This window comes from Pseudomonas sp. A39, assembly GCF_058145955.1.
The window spans coordinates 110,042-126,641 of sequence record NZ_JBYVMD010000005.1; the positions used below are offsets into that span (position 1 = coordinate 110,042).

Here is a 16,600-nt window from a genome sequence, read left to right on the forward strand (position 1 = left end):
GCGTTACTTTTCGCTCTTGCTGCTTCTTAACTGGCTGGCATTAGGACAAGCCCCCTCCCACAGTTGCGATCAGTGTTCGATCACTTCCCCGCGCATCACCGCCAGCCGCGCAATCAGGCGATTCTGTACCGGCACTGCAATCCCCTCGCTGTCCATCGCCTTGATCAAGTCTTCCACCAACGCATTGAAATCACTGCGGCTCACGTTCTGGCCCTTGTGGCTCTCGGCCATGCTGTCGCCGGTGTAGGTGCACGGCCCACCCGCCTCCATACAAAATTGTTCGATCAGCTTGTTGCGCAGGCGCTGGATATCAATGCGCCGGAAGCGCTCGACGATGCGTTCATCGCGCGCGATGTTGAGCAACATGCCTTCGACGATACGCGTGATACCCGGCAGGGCGCCGAGGTCGCGATAGAGGCTGTCATCCTTCGGCGGCTGCTGGGCGCAGGCACTGAGCAACAGCGCGAGGAATAGCGGTAACACGCGCATCAGAAACTCCCTTGCACCGACAGGTAGGTGCCATTCTGGTTATCCAGCGTGGCGATTTCGCCAAGGCGTGCGTAGGCCAATACAAACGACACATGCTTGTTGGGGAAATAGCCGACGAACACGTCCGCCCAGTCACTTTCGCCGGCAAACGACAGGTTGTCGGGCTTCTCGCGGTACTCCACGCCCACGGCCCACCGCGGGTTGAGCAGCAGCGCCAGCGAGCCCTCCTTGAGCAGGCTGCGGCTGTCGCGGCGGTCACCGCCAAAGCCAAGCAAGCCGGTTTCATTGGCCCGGCTGTAGCGCAGGCTGCCGTTGACCAGCACGTTGTAACCAAACGCGGCGCCCATGAACAAGCGGCTGGCGGCCAGATAGCCCTCGACGTCGCTGTCGCGCTTGGCGCCCACCAGGCTGGGGATATCGAAGTGGGTCTGGTGCTTGTATTCCAGCCCCAGCGAAACCTGGGGCAACGCGTCGTAGATCACGTCGCCGAACAGCCGTACCTTGAGCCCCAGCACGTCCTGCCCGAGGTTGTCTTCGGGCAGGTTGAGCCTGTGCACCAGTGTGCCGAGGTCGAAGCGCTGGCGGGCGAAAGACAGCTCGACACGGTTGTCATAGGCCAGCGCCAGACCGGCCACGTCCAAGCGATAATCCGGAAGGTTGACCGTGGTGGCGAATGCCGTGGCGCCCCACTCGTGCTGTTCGCCATACCCGGCCAGCACGGCCCACGGTGTGATACCACCCCCCGCCGCGCCTTCAATGCTGCTGGCGCCGCCGGTCGCGATCAGCCGGCCATTATCGGCCAGCGCCGTTTGTAGGGTCAGCGCGCAAAGGCAACCCATCAGAAAAGAAACACGCACCGTCATGCCACTCAATGAACCCGGGAAGTTTGCGCACTGAGGGGCAAGGCCACCCAGGCTTCGAAGGCGTCGGCACTCAAGGGCCGGCTGATCAGGTAACCCTGTGCCGTGTCGCACTGCCAGCGCTCCAGCAGGCGCAGGCTGTGGGCGTATTCAACGCCTTCGGCGACGACTTTGAGGCCCAGGTTGTGACTCATCTCGATGGTGGAGCGCACGATCACCGCGTCTTCGCTGGTTTCATCGAGGTTGCGCACAAAAGATTGGTCAATCTTCAACTCTTGCACCGGCAGGCGCTTGAGGTGCGCCAATGACGAATAGCCGGTGCCAAAGTCATCCACCGACAGGCCAATGCCGCAGTCGCGCAGCAGGTTGAGCACCTTGAGGGCTTTTTCCGGCTCGCGCATCACCGCGCTTTCGGTGATTTCGAACAGCAGTTGTTCCGCCGGCAAACCATAGCGCCGCAGCAATGCCGAGACCCGATGGGCCAGTTCATCGCCAAGCAGGTCGTCCGCCGAGATGTTCAGCGACAACTGCAGAGACAGGCCGCGCCGGTTCCACTCGCACAACTGGCGGATGCCCTCCTCGATCACCCACTGGGTCAGCAACGTGATGCTGCCGGAGCGCTCGGCCAAGGGGATGAATTCCGCCGGCGAGACCATGCCGAATTGCGGGTGCTGCCAGCGCAACAGCGCTTCAGCCTGGCGCACATGGCCTTGGCGGATGTCCAGCTTGGGTTGGTAGTGCAACAGCAGTTGGCCCAGGTTGGGGGCGTGGCGCAGGTCGCGGATCAGGGTGATCTGGCGGCGGTGCACCAGGTCGCGCCCCTGCTCGTAGACCTGCAAGCGGCCGGGCATTTGTGCGGCGTCCTTCATGGCAATCGCCGCCCGCTCCAGCAAAGTAATGGGGCTGGCGCCATCGGCCGGGTACGCCGCGATGCCCAGGCGGCAGTCCAAGGCCAGATCATGGCCATTGATGCGCTGGGGACGCAGCAACAGTTGTTGCAGTTTGTCGGCCATGCCCACAGCTTCGTCGCTGCCCGCGCCTTCGAGCAGCAGCAGGAATTCATCGGCGATCAGGTGCGCCAGGGTATCGCCGGGGCGCAACGCCGCTTGCAGGCGCTGGCTCACCGTCAAGAGTAATTGGTCCACGGCTTGCGGCCCGATGGCTTCGCTGGCGACGCGCAGGTTGTCGATCCCCAGGTAGATCAACGCCATCGGCCGCTGCAGCGCAATTGCACTGCCCAGGCGCTCCATGGCCAGCGCACGGTTCGGCAGGCCGGTGAGGCGATCATGCAGGGCGTTATGCGCCAGCTGTTGTTCGCGCTCGGCAATGCCACTCTGCATGGCGTTGACCGCAAGGGCCAGGCGCCCCAGTTCATCACTGCGCGCCAGCACGACCGGGGTCTGGTAGTCGCCACTGCCGATACGCTCGGCCGCCAGCGCCAGCGCCTGCACCGGGCGCGATACCGTGCGAGCCAGCAGCAACGCACCGATCAGCGAAGCGATCAGCGCGACCAGGGCAATGCCGAGGATCTTTTCATCCAGCGGTACAAACGCCTGCATCGCCGCGTCCAGCGGGCTTTGCAGCAGGGCCAGGACTTTACCGTTTTCATCACTGGCCAGGACCAGCGACTGGTTGAGGAAACGGTGCTCAAGGTGATCGGTGGTGGACACGCCACGGCGCGTCGAATCGCCCTGCATCAGCGCGCTGATACTCGCGCGCAGTACCTGCGGCTGGGTGCTGACCAGCTCGCCAGGACGGCCACGATCAATCGCCAGAAATGAGACTTCCAGGTTGCTCAACGAACGCAACTCATCGGCGAACGCACCGTCCATGCTGAACCCCATCACCACCCGTGCAATCGGCAACGGTGCCAACACCGAAGCCTCCACCAACAGGTGCGGTTCGCCTTGCAACGGCACGATCAGCGTCGCCTGGCGATTGCGCCGAGCTTCCCGCAGGGCCTGGTCGTAGCGAAAGGTCGAGCCTTCGGGGACTTCCTCCACGGTGCTGGCCAGGACGTTGCCGTCCATGCCCAGCAGGATCATGTCATTGGCGTTGATACGCTTACCGTGGTTGAGCAGCACCGAACGCATCGTCGCTGAATCGCCACTGGCGACAGCGTCGCGAAAGCCGAAGTCGGCCGCCAACAACTGCACGCCATCGGCCAGGCGTCGGCCGCGCGCGTCGAGCAAGCGTTCGAACACCCGCGTCCCCACGTCCAACTGCGCCAGGGCCTGACCGCGTACCGCCGAGCGGGTCGCGGCCTTGACGCTGAAATACAACGCGCCGATCACCACCAGCGACAGCAGGATCAGCACACTGGCGACCCGCGCCTGGAAACTATTGCGCAGTTTCATGGGCGGCTCGATTGAAGGCATCGCCAAAGGCGCTGGGTGCCGGCGGCAAGTCCGCAGGCGCAGGTTCCAGGCTCAACACAACGCGGTGGCTGAGGCCGGCCGCGGGGATGTGCAAGGTGCCGCCATCCAGCGGCTGCATACCCGCCAGTTGCGGATGCCATAGGGTGAGGTGGTAGTCGCCGGCCGGCAGTTGTTCCAGGTGCACCCGGCCCTGGGCATTGCTGACGCCGAAGCGAGGGTCGTCGGTCACGTAGATATAGCCCAGCATCCAGTCATGAATGTTGCAGCCCAGCACCACCACACCGGGTTTATCGAACAGCAGTGGGTCGGTAGGCGTGCCTTCGTAAAGACGCAGCTCAAAGCGCTTGGCAGCGGAGAACGAATAGACCTGATGACGAATATTGTCGCTATTGGGGAAGCGCACCTGCGTGCCGGTATGCACCGCCAGCACATGGGGCGCGAAGCGTTGACCGCGCTGGTCCATATCGGCCTTGAGCACACCCTGCGGTGCATCAGCCGGGCCTCGGAGGGTCACCACGGCATCGGCGACCGGGCGGCCGTCGGCCTGGTAAGCCGCCACCTCGAGCGTCGCCGCCGACGCGGGGCCGGCCGCGGCCAGCAACAGCGCCGCACGGGATAACAGGTGGAAAATCCGAGCCATGGTCGATCCGCAGAAAATGGGCTAAAAGAGCGGCCAGCCTTGGCACAGAAGCGTTGCACTGCGGGCATGATGACGCAAATAAGGCAAATTGCCATCATTCAGCTTACAGGAACACATGACCGCTGGTCGGCGAAAACCTATGCAATCGGTCAAGCTCTGTAGAGGTTATCGACCCTGCTCTAAAAATCTGTAGTCGACAGGAATGACTATTTAGATGGGCGCCCGCTCGCGGCGCATCCAACGCTCGAACGCCATCGCGTTCAATGGCCGACTGATGAGGTAGCCCTGTGCGGTGTCGCAATTCCATAGCTTGAGCAGCTTGAGGCTGGGCTCGAACTCCACACCTTCGGCCACCACCTTGAGCCCCAGGTTGTGGCTCATTTCGATGGTCGAGCGCACGATCACTCCGTCGCCACTGGTGCTGTTGAGGTTGCGCACGAAGGACTGGTCGATTTTCAACTCTTGCACCGGCAAACGCTGCAATTGCGCGAGCGACGAATAGCCGGTGCCGAAGTCATCCACCGACAGGCTGATGCCACAGCCGCGCAGTTGCTCCAACACGCTGAGCGCCTGTTGCGGGTTGTGCATGATCGCGCTTTCGGTGATCTCGAAGATCAGTTGCTCGGCCCCCACCTGGTACTGCATCAACAAGGCAGTGACGCGGATAGCCAGCTCATCATCGGCCAGATCATCCACCGAAATATTCACCGAGAGCTGGATCAGCATGCCGCGCTGCGCCCACTCGGCGATCTGGCGGATAGCTTCTTCAATCACCCACAGGGTCAGGCTGCTCATGCTGCCGGTGCGTTCGGCCAGGGGGATGAATTCGTCCGGGGACACCTGGCCCAGGGCCGGATGCTGCCAGCGCAACAAGGCTTCGGCCTGGCGCACATGCCCGTGCTTGAGGTCGAGCTTGGGCTGGTAGCACAGGAACAACTCACCCTCGATGACCGCACGCCGCAGGTCACGGATAAGCGTGATCTGGCGCTGATGGGCCAAGTCGCGGTCCTGCTGGTAGATCTGCAAATGCCCCGGCAGGCTCGCGGCGTCATGCCGGGCGATGGCGGCGCGGCTGATCAACTCTTCCACGTGCTGGCCATCGGCTGGGTAGGCGGCGATGCCGATGCTCACTTCGTGGCGCAGCTCGTCGTTGCCGATACGCTGGGGTTCGGTGAGCAGTGCATAGAGACGGTCGGCACGGGCCACGGCGCGGTCGACCTCGGTGTTTTCCAGCAACAGCAGGAACTCGCTGCCGGCAATACGTGCCGCCGTGTCACTGGCCAACAGGCTCATGGACAGGCAGCGGCTGGCTTCGCGCAGCATTTCTTCCACGCCCTGGGGGCCGAAACCTTCGTTGATCACCCGGTAGTTTTCGATCCCCAGGTACAGCAACACCACCGGCCGACGCGCACTGATCGCGCTGCCCAGTCGCTCCATGGCCAGCGCGCGATTGGGCAGGCCGGTGAGCGGGTCGTGCAGCGCGTTGTGCGCCAATTGCCGCTCGCGCGTGGCGATGCCGCTTTGCATGGCATTGAAGGCACGGGCCAACAGCCCGAACTCATCGTGGCTGCGCACCCGCACCGGCGTGCGATAGTCACCGGCGCCAATCCGCCCGGCCGCCTGCACCAGGGCATTGAGCGGGCGCGACACCCGTCGCGCCAAAAACAACGCCCCGGCCAACGACACCAGCAGCACCGCGAGGGCGATTCCAAGGAACTGCCGGTCCAGCGGCGCGAAGGACTCCAAGGCATGGTCGAGCGGGCTTTGCAGCAACACGCGCACTTCGTTGCCATCGCCGGTGTTGGCCAGCGGCAACACTTGGCTGAGCACGCGCCGGCCATAAAACAGGTGGATCTTCGGTTCAGGGCTGATGTGCCCCTCGCGCAGCAGGCTAAGGGTGGTGGCGTGGTAAGCGTCCGGCTGCGTACTGAACAGCGGTCCGGGCTTGCCGTTTTGCACGCTGAGGAACGACACCTCCAGGTTGCTCATGGAGCGCAGTTCGTTAGCGAACAGTGTGTCCATGGGAAAGCCCATGACGATGCGGGCGACGGGCAGTGGGTCGAGCACTTCATCCTGCACCAGCAAATAAGGCCGGCTATCCATCGCCACAATCAGCATCTGCAGCCCCGTGCGCCGCGCGTGGCGCAGGGCGTCGTCATAGGGGAAAAACTGCCCACGCGTGAGGATCGGCAAGGTGCTGACCATGACCTTGCCGTCCAGGCCCAATACAAACACTTCGCTGGAGCGGATACCGGTGCCGTGGCGACGCAGGGCGGCGAGAATCGGCACGGTCTTGCCTTCGGCCACAGCCCGTTTGAAGGGGAGATCAGCGGTCAGCCAGTCCAGGCCGTTTTGCAGGCGATGCCCACGCAGGTCGAGCAGGCGCTCGAACACTTGGCTGCCGGTTTTCAATTGGACTCGCGCCTGGTTTTCCACGGCGCGGGAGGTCGCGGTCTTTACGGCAAAGTAGGTAGCGGCAACGACGACCAGCAGCAATAGCGCGAGCACCCCCGCGATACGGGTTTGGAACGTGTGGCGCCACCTCATTGCAGTGCCCTCTGGCAGCGTTCGCCTCTCTCTGCCACGGCGTCCCTTTGTCATGTGCGTCCCTTGCGACCGCTGACCTGGCGTCAAAAAAACATCTATTTTGTTTGAGTGTTGGGTGTGAGGAGATTAGCTGGGAGTTGGGGTAAGTGCACCCAATAAAACCGGGGATATGAGTGCCGGTTTATTGGCGACAGAGGGTTGGCTGATTTTTGGGGGGGGGTTGAGACTCACTTCTGGAAGATCCCAAAAGTAAGCACCTGATACATGGAGATCAAACTGTGGGAGGGGGCTTGCCCCCGATAGCAGTGGGGCAGTTGCAGATGTATTAGCTGACACACCGCAATCGGGAGCAAGCCCCCTCCCACATTTAACCGAGATCGACAGTAAGAACCCGGCAGGACGCCGGGTTAGCCGTTACCGCAGCAACGGATAGGTACCCGGTCAACCACCCCGAGCCCGCATAAAATCCCCCCACCGCCGCACCAAATAATTATGCTCATCCATCACCGAATTCCACACCGCAATATGCCCCATCCGCTGCTCATAAGACCCGCCATCACGCATTTCACCGATATCAATCAACGGCAACCCATCACTCCCCAGCAATTCCTCCCGCGCCGGCTTACCCGCATACCAGTAATCCCACTCCGCACTGCTCAGGTGATCACGACTGCGCGCCGGGTTGCCGATGTAATACCCCTGCCGCGCCATCACCGCCCCGGGCCACCCGGACAGCCACCAATTCAGATACGCATACGCCGCATCCAGCACCGGCCCCTTGGCATGCCGCGACAATGACACGCCACCAAACCACGCCCGATACCCTTCGCTCGGCACCGCCAGGCGGTATTTCACCCCAGCGCGATGCAGGCGCATCAAGGTCGGTGACCACAGGCTCTGGATATCGATACTCGGGCTGAGCATCAGTTGCGCGGCCTCTTCATCATCGGACCAGAACGCCGCGAAGTGTCCTTCTTTCTGTTTGCGCACGAGGATGTCGGCAAGCACGTCGATCTCTTCGATGCTCATATTGCCGATGTCCTTGAACGTCGCCAGCCCTGCGCCCTGCACCGCCAGCGCGGCATCCAGGGCGCCGATGGCGGCGTCGCTTTGCAAGGCCGTACGCGCACGCCACGCGGGGTCGAGGAGCCAGCCCCAGCTTTCGTTGCCGTGGCAAAAACCTTCGGGCAGCCGCTCGGGGCGGTAGGCGAAGCTGTCGGCGTTGTGGGTCAGCGGCAGCATGCTGATTCGCTCGGTGACAGTGCTGCCGAGGCTGCCGTCGTGCTGCACGAACAGGCGCTCGCTCGGCACACTGCCGCTGCCCAGGCGGTCATTGGGGGATAGGCGCCCGCGCTTGGGCAGGTCATTGATCTCGTGCCACAGCGCAATGCGCCGGGTGTCGATGGGCTGGATCGCCCGGGCCGGCCACACGAAGTCGACGTTGTGGAACCACTGGTCGTACAGGTCATAGCTCTCGGGCTGCATCACCGCGATACGCTGGGCCTGTTCGACATCATGCACCTGGTACACCAGGCGAATGCCCAGTTCCTGTTCGGCGCGTACACGCAGGCATTCGAGCAAGGTGACGGAGGTGCCGAGGACGCGAAGGGTGATCATGCCGCGAACCGCCGCGAGAACGCCTCGAACGAGCGCCGCAGCAGCGCGGGGTCGAGGCCGCGCAGGATAAACACCAGCCGCGATTGGCGGTCACTGCCCGGCCACGCAGGCAAATGGACCGGCGCATGCAGGCAATGCTGCACGCCATGAATGACGATGGGGGCGTTACTGGCGTTCACGTTGAGCAGCCCTTTGACACGGAGGATTCGTTCGCCGTGGCATCTTAACAGCATCGACAACCAGACCCCGAACCCCACCCAATCCAGCGGCTGGTCGAAGGTCAGGCTGCACACTTGTGCACTACCGTGGATAGCTGTGGTGGTCCGATGCAGCTGCCAGCGACTGACTTCCACCGCCGGTTCGGCGCTGCGCAGGCCCTCACCCAGCAACAGTTGATCGCCGCTGTGGATGTCGTGGGTATTCAGGATCGGCGTACCCGCATTCAGCGCCTGCAAGTGCGCGCGCAGTGCCGCGCAGTCGCCCGCAAGATCGGTCTTGCTCAGCAGCAAGCGGTCCGCCGCGGCCACCTGGGCCAGCCATTCCGGGTGCAGGCGTTCTTGCAGGGTGGCGTGGCTGGCGTCGACCAGGGTGATCACCAGGCCGATATGGAAACGCCCGCGCAGTTGCACATCGTTGTTCAAGGTGGCGAGGATCGGCGCCGGGTCGGCCAAGCCAGTGGTCTCCAGGATCACCCGTTTAAAGGCCGGGATTTCACCGCGCTCGCGGCGCTGCAACAGGCCGAGCAGCGCGTCTTTCAACTCGCCACGGATCGAGCAGCACACGCAGCCGCTGGGCAGCAGTACAGTGTCCGGCGCCACTTCTTCCACCAGCAGGTGGTCGATGCCGACATCGCCGAATTCATTGATCAGCAGCGCGGTGTCGCCCAGGCTTTCGCCCTGCAGCAGGCGCTTGAGCAAGGTGGTCTTGCCGCTGCCGAGGAAGCCGGTGATGACATTAAGGGCAATGCTCATAGTCGTTTCCAAACCGTCCATTGTGGCGAGGGAGCTTGCTCCCGTTGGGCTGCGCAGCAGCCCCCAGAAAACCGGAGCGCTTCGCGCTCCAACGGGAGCAAGCTCCCTCGCCACAGAGGGCGGGTTCAGCGTTCAAGATGGTCGAGCAGTATCGGATCGAGAGGATCCAACGGGCGGCCGAGCAGGGTCTCGGCGGCCTGCCAAAGTTGATCCAGGCCATGGGCAAGTGCCTGTTTACCGGTGGCGCCCAACAGCAGGTAGGACGCGCCCTGGAAGTCTTCGACCTTGAGCCGGAACACCGCCAGCACTTGGTTGATCGCCGCAATCCGGCGCAGGCGTTCGCGGCGTCGGGGCAGTTCGTCGCCCAGGGGGTCGCTCCAGTGCAGGTCTTCGCCGAGCAATCCGCAGAGTCCGCACATCGCTACACCTCCGTCATGGCATGACGTCGCCGGAGTTCGGGCCCAGGGTCTGGCCGACAAACAGGTTGCCCCCCGGCTCGCTGGCCAGCAGCACTGCAACCGGTGCCACTTCGTCCGCCAAGCCAAAGCGGCCCAGGGGCAGCTCCTTGGCCTTGGCGCGCTTCCAGTCTTCGCTGATGCCACCCACCAACGGCGTCTCGATCGGGCCGGGGGCGATGGCGTTGACCAGCACGTTGTCCTTGGCCACTTCCAGGGCCAGGGACTTGGTAAAGCCGATCACACCGGCCTTGGCGGCGGCGTAGTGAGTCAGTTCGGCGCCGCCCTTGATCCCCAGTTGCGAGGCCACGTTGATGATCCGCCCCCAGCGCTGCGCGAGCATGTGCGGCAAGGCGCGCTGGCTGGCGACGAAGACGCTGGTGAGGTCGACGCGCAGCATGTCGTTCCACATGTCGATGGACAGGTCGACGCAGCGCGCCTGGGTAAGCATGCCCGCGTTGTTGACCAGGATATCGATACCGCCGAACTGTTCGACGCAACGGTCGACACTGGCCTGGGCGCCTTCGACGCTGCCCACGTCGGCCAGGCATTCGAACACCTCGGCGCCGAGGTTGCGGCAGGTGATCGCGGTTTCGGCGAGGCTGGCGGCGTTGCGGTCGGCCAGCACCAGGCGCGCGCCTTCAGCGGCGTAGGCACGGGCGATGGCGGCACCGATGCCGCTGCCGGCGCCGGTGATGACGGCGCGGCGGTTAGTCAGTTGAGGCATACACACATCTCCTACAAAAAACACAGTTCCAATGTGGGAGGGGGCTTGCCCTCGATTGCAGAGTGTCAGCTACAGATAAACTGGCTGACACACTGTCATCGTGGGCAAGCCCCCTCCCACATTTGGATCGGGTACATCAGTCAGGCCAGCGCACGGTCAGCCCACCGTCGATAACGATGCTCTGCCCGGTCAAATAGCTCGACGCCTCACTGGTCAAGAACTGCACCAGCGATGCCACTTCATCCGCCCGCCCTACCCGGCCCAACGGAATCGCCCGCGCCGCCTTCGCCAAGCCTTCCGGCCCCAGCGAATTCTTCGCATCCAGCGACTGCGGCGTCTCGATCAACCCGGGGATCACCGCATTGCAACGAATACCCAGCGGTGCCAATTCCACCGCCAGCGACCGGCACAAACCCGGCACACCGGCCTTGGCCGCCGCGTAGTGGCTGTGTTCCTGCCAACCGTACACGCCACCGGCAATCGATGAAATCGCCACCAACGCGCCGCCCGCATGCATATGCCGGGTCGCCGCGCGGAAGGTGCGCATCACCCCCGTGAGGTCGACATTGAGCATCTCGTCCCACAGCGCGTCGGTCATCTCCAGCAACGGTGCGCGACGCAGCAAACCCGCGTTGGCCACGGCGTAATCCAGTCGCCCAAAATGCTGTATGGCTTGCTCGGCCAGCGCATCCACCGAGGCGGTATTGCCCACGTCCAACGGCAGCATCAGGCATTCGCCGCCGGCGGCTTCCACCAGGCTGACGGTGGTCTGCGGGTCATGGGGATCAGCCGGGTAATACCCGCCCACCACCGCCACGCGGTTGCGGGCATAGGCCACGGCGAGGGCTTGGCCGATGCCGCTGGCGGCGCCGGTAATCAAGGCAACTTTACGACTCATCGATCACTCCTTACTGAACGGTTTCCGGACGCACATGGCGTGCGGCAAACATCAGCGCGCCGGACAAAAAGCACGGCAGTGCGCCGAACCACAGCGCGGCGGTCTGCCAGTCGCTGCCGGCGGACAACACTTGAGTGGCACCAAAGCCTGCGACCACCGCCCCAATCGGGCCCATGGCATGGATGATGGCGCCGCCCGTGGCGCGGATGCTGGTGGGAAAACTTTCGCTGATAAAGAACAACGCCGCCGAGTACGGCCCGATCAGGAAGAACAGGCCCAGGCTGTACAGCCCGACCACCATCGGCATATTGCTCGGGCCAAACAGCATCCCGGCGAACGCCAGGCCGCCGAGCATCCAACCCAGGCCGATCACGTTGCGGCGGCCGATCTTGTCGCCCATCCAGCCGTGGCTGAGGTAACCGCAGTAGCCCACCAGGTTCGACAGCACGAGGATGATCAGCGAATTTTCGAACGAGATGTGATGCACGCTGACGATCACCGAAGTCCCCAGCACGCTGAACACCTGGATCGCCGCCCAGTTGAGCAACAGTGCCGCGCCGATCACCAACGTGGCGCGCCGCGCCGGGCCACGGAAGGCCGCCTTGAGGCCGGCCTTGCTGTGTTCGTCGTAGTCCACGCCGTAGGTCACCGCGACGTTCTGCGCTTCCTTCACCGCACCGCTTTTACGCAGCTGGCTGATGCGCTGGTGGATCTGGAACTGCGGGCTCTCTTTGAGCTTGCGCGCCATGATCGCGATGACCACGGCCGGGATCGCGGCGAAGATGAAGCACCCCTGCCAGCCGATGATCGGCAGCAACAGCGCGGTCAACCCGGCGGCGATCAACGCGCCGACCGGCCAGCCGCCCTGCACCAGGCTGTAGATAAAGCCACGGCGCTTGGTCAAGCGCGGGTCTTCCGAGGCGCCATACAGCTCGCTCAGGTAGGTGGCGTTAACGGTTTCCTCGGCATAGCCCAGGCCACCCAACGACCGAATCAGAATCAGCGGCGACTTGCCCCACGCGCCACCGATCGCGGTCAGCGCCGAACACAGCGCAGAACCGGCCACGGTGAAGATAATGCCTTTGCGTCGTCCCAACTTATCGACGACGGGGCCAATGGCAAAGGCGACCACCGCCGTGCCCACCGCCACCCAGGTCGCGATTTCAGCTTGCTCCACTTCACCCCAGCCAAAGTGCCGGCCGATTTCCGGCAGCAAGGTGCCGAAGAGGATGAAGTCATACACCGCAAACACCCAGGCGAAAAACGCGATCCAGGTGGCGAAACGCACCTCCTTGGAAGTCAGTTGCCGGGGTTTCCAGCCAGTCAGGTCAAGCTTGTTGTAGATGGACATGGGTCGCGCCTCAGGGGTGGGGGGCAAAGGTTCAGGTACGCGGTTGACGGCGGATAAAGTCGTCGGCGATTTCGTCGAACGTGACAAAGCGCACGCCGGCATGGCTCTGGATGTGTTCGATCAGGCGCTCCAGCATCAGCAGCACTTGCGGGCGGCCGGACACATCGGGATGGATGGTCATGGTGAACACCGCGTGTTCGTGTTCGCGGTAGACCCAGTCGAACTGGTCGCGCCACATTTCTTCGAGGTGACGCGGGTTGACGAAGCCGTGGCTGTTGGGGGCTTTCTTGATGAACATCATTGGCGGCAGGTCGTCGAGGTACCAGTTGGCCGGGATCTCCACCAGGTCGGTTTCTTCGCCGCGCACCAAGGGTTTCATCCAGGTGTCGGGGTGCTGGCTGTAGTCGATCTTGGTCCAGCTGTCGCCCTTGCGCACGTAGTAGGGGTGGAAGTCGTTGTGCATCAGGCTGTGGTCGTACTTGATGCCTTTTTTCAGCAGCAGCTCGTTGGTGACCTTGCTGAATTCCCACCACGGCGCGACGTAGCCGGTGGGGCGTTTGCCGGTGACTTGGGTAATCAGTTCGATGGATTTATCGAGGACGATTTCTTCCTGCTCGGCGGTCATCGCGATGGGGTTTTCATGGCTGTAGCCATGCACGCCGATTTCATGACCGGCATCGGCCACGGCCTTCATCTGCTCGGGGAAGGTTTCCATCGAGTGGCCGGGGATAAACCACGTGGTACGCAGGCCGTAGCGTTCGAACAATTTGAGCAGGCGCGGCGCACCGATCTCACCGGCGAACAGGCCACGGGAAATGTCGTCGGGCGAATCTTCGCCGCCGTAGGAACCGAGCCAGCCGGCGACGGCGTCAACGTCGACGCCAAATGCACAGAGGATGTCTTTAGCCATGGTGTGTCTCCTTAAACGTTAAGTACGGTTTCGACGGACAACGCCGCGCGCAGCAGGCGTGCGTCTTCTCCCGTCGGGGCGCTGAGCAGCAGCCCGGTGGGCAGGCCCTGGGCATCGCGGCCGCTGGGCAGGTTTACGCCAGGCATGTCGAGCAAACTGCCGGGCATAGTCAAGCGCAGGGTGGCGAGGTTGGTGCTGACAAACAGGTCGTCGTCGGCCTCAAGAGGCGCCAACGCCGGTGCAACGTGGGCAACGGTGGGGGTGATGAGGATGGCGCCGTCGAGGTCTTCAACCAGGTGGTGTTGCAGGCGGCGGCGTGCTTCGGTCAGGTGGATAAGCTGGCTGGCCGGCAGTGAACGCGCGGCTTCGAGGCGGCGACGCACGCGGGGGTCGAGTTGTTCGGCGTCGGGGCTGTCGAGCAACGCTTCGTGCAGGGCGAAGGCTTCAAAAGCACCGAGCCAACCGTGGTGTTTGATCAGGTCCAGGGTTGCCTGGAAGGTCGGGCATTCGCGTTCTTCGATCAACGCACCCTGGGCCTTGAGTTGCTCCACGGCGCGCAACAGGTTGTTGCGCACAGCGGGTTCGACGTCCTGTTGCGCCAGCACAAAGCGCTGGCCCTTGAGGCTGCGGGCGCTGTGGGTTTGGCTACGACCGTGCAGCAGATCGTCGATGGCCAGCGCATCGCGCACGCTGCGGGTCAGCGGGCCGAGGCTGTCAAGGGTATGGGCCAGGGGGAAGACACCGTCGCGGCTATAGCGTCGGCTGCTGCTGCGGTAACCCACCAGGCCGTTGAACGCCGACGGGATACGGATGGAACCGGCCGTGTCGGTGCCCATGGCGATCGGCACAATTGCGGCGGCGACGGCCACTGCCGAGCCGGACGACGAGCCACCGGGAATGCGCGGTTGGTCGGTGCCATGAGGGTTGTGCGGCGTGCCGAAATGCGGGTTCAGCCCCAGGCCGGAATAGGCCAGTTCGCTGAGGTTGGTCTTGCCGACACTGACCATCCCGGCGCGGCACAGCAGGCCGACGATGGGGGCATCAAGCAACGCGGCGGACGCGTTTCGACGGTAGGCGGCGCCCGCCGTGGTGATACTGCCGGCCACATCGAACAAGTCCTTCCAGGCCAGCGGCACGCCATCGAACATGCTCAATGGCTGGCCGGCGCGCCAACGGGCGGCGGAGGCCTCGGCTTCACGGCGGGCACGTTCGGCAGTCAGGCTGATAAAAACGGCCGGCGCTTGGCTGGCCTTTTCGAGTGCCTGTTCGAGGGCTTGCACCGGGTCGCTGCGACCGCTGGCAAAATCCTCGGCCATTGAAGTGGCGTCTGACATCAGGATGACCCTCACAAAACGTACATATTAATAAAATGTACATTTTACAAAGGCAGCTTTCGTGCCAGTCTTCGTCAGGCCGTAGGGGCGCGATGCGTGAATTTTGCCCAGAGCTACGGGATAGATGGTTTTAAACGGTGGAATAAAATCTTGCCAGGGCGCGGGAAAGCGCCTTCAATGAAATAATGTATCTTTTATTAATAAGTACATTTTGGTGCAGAAAAGTAACAGTCCCACCTTTCGGGCCCCAAAAAAGTGCCACCGACGTGGCGCAGAGTGACAGGCGCAAGGTATGAGAGAATCCCCGGCCACCGTCCTACAGCCTCTAGAGAAAGCGATGAAAGCAGTGTCCGCCTCGGCCTCCCGTTACGCGATGATTCACCAGGTGTTGCGTGACGCGATCGTCAACGGTACCGCGCGTCACGGCCTGGTGTTGCTGGAAGCGCCGCTGGCCGAATTGTTCGGCACCAGTCGCGTACCGGTGCGCAAGGCGCTGGACCTGCTGCATGACGAAGGCCTGATCTGCCGCTTCAACGGCCGGGGTTACCTGATCAACCCCGAAGGCTTGGCCATGGAGCCACTGCGCTTACCCTTGAGCCATGCGCATCTGGGGCTTAACGGAGAAGATGAGCTGGTGGACACGCGGCCGCTGGGCGAGCGCATCGTTGAGGAAATCGGCGCGGCGCTGTCCACCTGCATTGCCTTCGGCCACTACCGACTCGACGAGCAAGCCGCTGCCGACCACTACGGCGTCAGCCGCGCGGTGGTGCGCGAAGCGCTGATGCGCCTGCGCGATCGTGGCCTGGTCGAAAAGGAGCCCTACTCCCAATGGCTGGCGGGGCCTTTGACGGCGCGGGAAATCACCGAAGACTACGAACTGCGTGCCTGCCTGGAGCCTGAAGCCCTGCGCCAGAGCGCGCCCCACCTCGACCGCGAGCTGCTTGAAGCGATGTTGCAGCGCGTGCTGGAAGCGCAAGACAGCCCCCAATGCAGCCTGGAAGCCATTGAGCAGATTGAAGAGGACTTGCACCAACGCTGCCTGGCCGGCCTGCAAAACCGCAAGATCGCCGCCCTGATCCGCCAGGGCCAGAGCCCGATGATCATCAGCCGGATTTTCTACCGTTTGCTGGGGATCGGCGCCGATCCCGCCATGCTGGCCGAACATCGTTTGATTCTGGAGTTGCTGCTGCACGGCGCGTTTGATGCAGCGGCGCTGAACCTGCGTGAGCATTTACAGCGGGCACGGCAACGTATGTTGCAGCGTTTGAAGGTGCTCTCAGTGTTACCGGAGCAGCCCTTGCCCGCCTACCTGTACAAAATCAGCTGACGCCACGCGATAAAAAATGTGGGAGGGGGCTTGCTCCCGATGGCGGTGTGCCAGACATCAATTTTTATCTGAATAACCGCTATCGGGAGCAAGCCC

Annotated in this window: 14 protein-coding genes; 1 reads left to right on the forward strand and 13 read right to left on the reverse strand. The window is 63.1% G+C overall.

Going from position 1 to position 16,600, the window contains the following annotated elements:
• Positions 1 to 69: 69 nt before the first annotated feature.
• The 13 genes from AC3ZU9_RS05560 to AC3ZU9_RS05620 form a co-directional block, all read right to left on the reverse strand.
• Positions 70 to 489 (reverse strand): group I truncated hemoglobin, encoded by a 420-nt coding sequence (locus AC3ZU9_RS05560; RefSeq protein WP_046034410.1) that lies wholly within the window; start codon positions 487 to 489, stop codon positions 70 to 72.
• Positions 489 to 1,352 (reverse strand): DUF3034 family protein, encoded by an 864-nt coding sequence (locus tag AC3ZU9_RS05565; RefSeq protein ID WP_043204846.1) that lies wholly within the window; start codon positions 1,350 to 1,352, stop codon positions 489 to 491. Before AC3ZU9_RS05565 ends, AC3ZU9_RS05560 begins: the two co-directional genes overlap by 1 nt.
• Positions 1,353 to 1,357: 5 nt before the next feature.
• On the reverse strand, positions 1,358 to 3,706 hold the full coding sequence (locus AC3ZU9_RS05570) for an EAL domain-containing protein (protein WP_122809971.1): 2,349 nt from the start codon (positions 3,704 to 3,706) through the stop codon (positions 1,358 to 1,360).
• Complete coding sequence (locus AC3ZU9_RS05575) at positions 3,690 to 4,367, reverse strand: methylamine utilization protein (RefSeq protein ID WP_012722421.1); 678 nt, start codon at positions 4,365 to 4,367, stop codon at positions 3,690 to 3,692. The genes AC3ZU9_RS05570 and AC3ZU9_RS05575 overlap by 17 nt, the downstream gene beginning before the upstream one ends.
• 210 nt (positions 4,368 to 4,577) lie before the next feature.
• Positions 4,578 to 6,914, reverse strand: coding sequence for a putative bifunctional diguanylate cyclase/phosphodiesterase (locus AC3ZU9_RS05580; RefSeq protein ID WP_490090402.1), 2,337 nt, complete (start codon positions 6,912 to 6,914; stop codon positions 4,578 to 4,580).
• 441 nt (positions 6,915 to 7,355) lie between these two features.
• Positions 7,356 to 8,531: an ABC transporter substrate-binding protein gene (locus AC3ZU9_RS05585; RefSeq protein WP_012722419.1), complete on the reverse strand. Its 1,176-nt coding sequence runs from the start codon at positions 8,529 to 8,531 to the stop codon at positions 7,356 to 7,358.
• Positions 8,528 to 9,502 carry a CobW family GTP-binding protein gene (locus AC3ZU9_RS05590; RefSeq protein WP_043204844.1) on the reverse strand — a complete coding sequence of 325 codons (975 nt, stop codon included), beginning with the start codon at positions 9,500 to 9,502 and terminating at the stop codon, positions 8,528 to 8,530. The genes AC3ZU9_RS05585 and AC3ZU9_RS05590 overlap by 4 nt, the downstream gene beginning before the upstream one ends.
• A 125-nt stretch (positions 9,503 to 9,627) precedes the next feature.
• The gene (locus AC3ZU9_RS05595; protein WP_043204842.1) at positions 9,628 to 9,921 is read right to left on the reverse strand and encodes a hypothetical protein; all 294 of its coding nucleotides are present in this window, start codon (positions 9,919 to 9,921) and stop codon (positions 9,628 to 9,630) included.
• A 13-nt stretch (positions 9,922 to 9,934) separates the two neighbouring features.
• Positions 9,935 to 10,684 carry an SDR family NAD(P)-dependent oxidoreductase gene (locus AC3ZU9_RS05600; protein ID WP_012722416.1) on the reverse strand — a complete coding sequence of 250 codons (750 nt, stop codon included), beginning with the start codon at positions 10,682 to 10,684 and terminating at the stop codon, positions 9,935 to 9,937.
• Positions 10,685 to 10,820: 136 nt separating this feature from the next.
• Positions 10,821 to 11,582 carry an SDR family NAD(P)-dependent oxidoreductase gene (locus tag AC3ZU9_RS05605; protein WP_012722415.1) on the reverse strand — a complete coding sequence of 254 codons (762 nt, stop codon included), beginning with the start codon at positions 11,580 to 11,582 and terminating at the stop codon, positions 10,821 to 10,823.
• A 10-nt stretch (positions 11,583 to 11,592) separates the two neighbouring features.
• Positions 11,593 to 12,933: an MFS transporter gene (locus tag AC3ZU9_RS05610; protein WP_046034403.1), complete on the reverse strand. Its 1,341-nt coding sequence runs from the start codon at positions 12,931 to 12,933 to the stop codon at positions 11,593 to 11,595.
• A gap of 31 nt (positions 12,934 to 12,964) precedes the next feature.
• Positions 12,965 to 13,843, reverse strand: coding sequence for a polysaccharide deacetylase family protein (locus AC3ZU9_RS05615; RefSeq protein WP_003234086.1), 879 nt, complete (start codon positions 13,841 to 13,843; stop codon positions 12,965 to 12,967).
• Between the two features lie 11 nt (positions 13,844 to 13,854).
• Positions 13,855 to 15,177, reverse strand: coding sequence for an amidase (locus tag AC3ZU9_RS05620; RefSeq protein WP_012722413.1), 1,323 nt, complete (start codon positions 15,175 to 15,177; stop codon positions 13,855 to 13,857).
• A gap of 337 nt (positions 15,178 to 15,514) precedes the next feature.
• Between AC3ZU9_RS05620 and AC3ZU9_RS05625 the strand changes: the two genes are divergently transcribed.
• Positions 15,515 to 16,504 (forward strand): GntR family transcriptional regulator, encoded by a 990-nt coding sequence (locus tag AC3ZU9_RS05625; RefSeq protein ID WP_490090403.1) that lies wholly within the window; start codon positions 15,515 to 15,517, stop codon positions 16,502 to 16,504.
• Positions 16,505 to 16,600 lie beyond the last annotated feature (96 nt).

Coding starts and splice junctions, on each gene's coding strand:
- AC3ZU9_RS05560 (WP_046034410.1), bottom strand. CDS start 489: ATGCGCGTGTTACCGCTATTCCTCGCGCTGTTGCTCAGTGCCTGCGCC.
- AC3ZU9_RS05565 (WP_043204846.1), bottom strand. CDS start 1,352: ATGACGGTGCGTGTTTCTTTTCTGATGGGTTGCCTTTGCGCGCTGACC.
- AC3ZU9_RS05625 (WP_490090403.1), top strand. CDS start 15,515: ATGAAAGCAGTGTCCGCCTCGGCCTCCCGTTACGCGATGATTCACCAG.
- AC3ZU9_RS05590 (WP_043204844.1), bottom strand. CDS start 9,502: ATGAGCATTGCCCTTAATGTCATCACCGGCTTCCTCGGCAGCGGCAAG.
- AC3ZU9_RS05610 (WP_046034403.1), bottom strand. CDS start 12,933: ATGTCCATCTACAACAAGCTTGACCTGACTGGCTGGAAACCCCGGCAA.
- AC3ZU9_RS05580 (WP_490090402.1), bottom strand. CDS start 6,914: ATGAGGTGGCGCCACACGTTCCAAACCCGTATCGCGGGGGTGCTCGCG.
- AC3ZU9_RS05585 (WP_012722419.1), bottom strand. CDS start 8,531: ATGATCACCCTTCGCGTCCTCGGCACCTCCGTCACCTTGCTCGAATGC.
- AC3ZU9_RS05600 (WP_012722416.1), bottom strand. CDS start 10,684: ATGCCTCAACTGACTAACCGCCGCGCCGTCATCACCGGCGCCGGCAGC.
- AC3ZU9_RS05570 (WP_122809971.1), bottom strand. CDS start 3,706: ATGAAACTGCGCAATAGTTTCCAGGCGCGGGTCGCCAGTGTGCTGATC.
- AC3ZU9_RS05620 (WP_012722413.1), bottom strand. CDS start 15,177: ATGTCAGACGCCACTTCAATGGCCGAGGATTTTGCCAGCGGTCGCAGC.
- AC3ZU9_RS05575 (WP_012722421.1), bottom strand. CDS start 4,367: ATGGCTCGGATTTTCCACCTGTTATCCCGTGCGGCGCTGTTGCTGGCC.
- AC3ZU9_RS05605 (WP_012722415.1), bottom strand. CDS start 11,582: ATGAGTCGTAAAGTTGCCTTGATTACCGGCGCCGCCAGCGGCATCGGC.
- AC3ZU9_RS05615 (WP_003234086.1), bottom strand. CDS start 13,843: ATGGCTAAAGACATCCTCTGTGCATTTGGCGTCGACGTTGACGCCGTC.
- AC3ZU9_RS05595 (WP_043204842.1), bottom strand. CDS start 9,921: ATGTGCGGACTCTGCGGATTGCTCGGCGAAGACCTGCACTGGAGCGAC.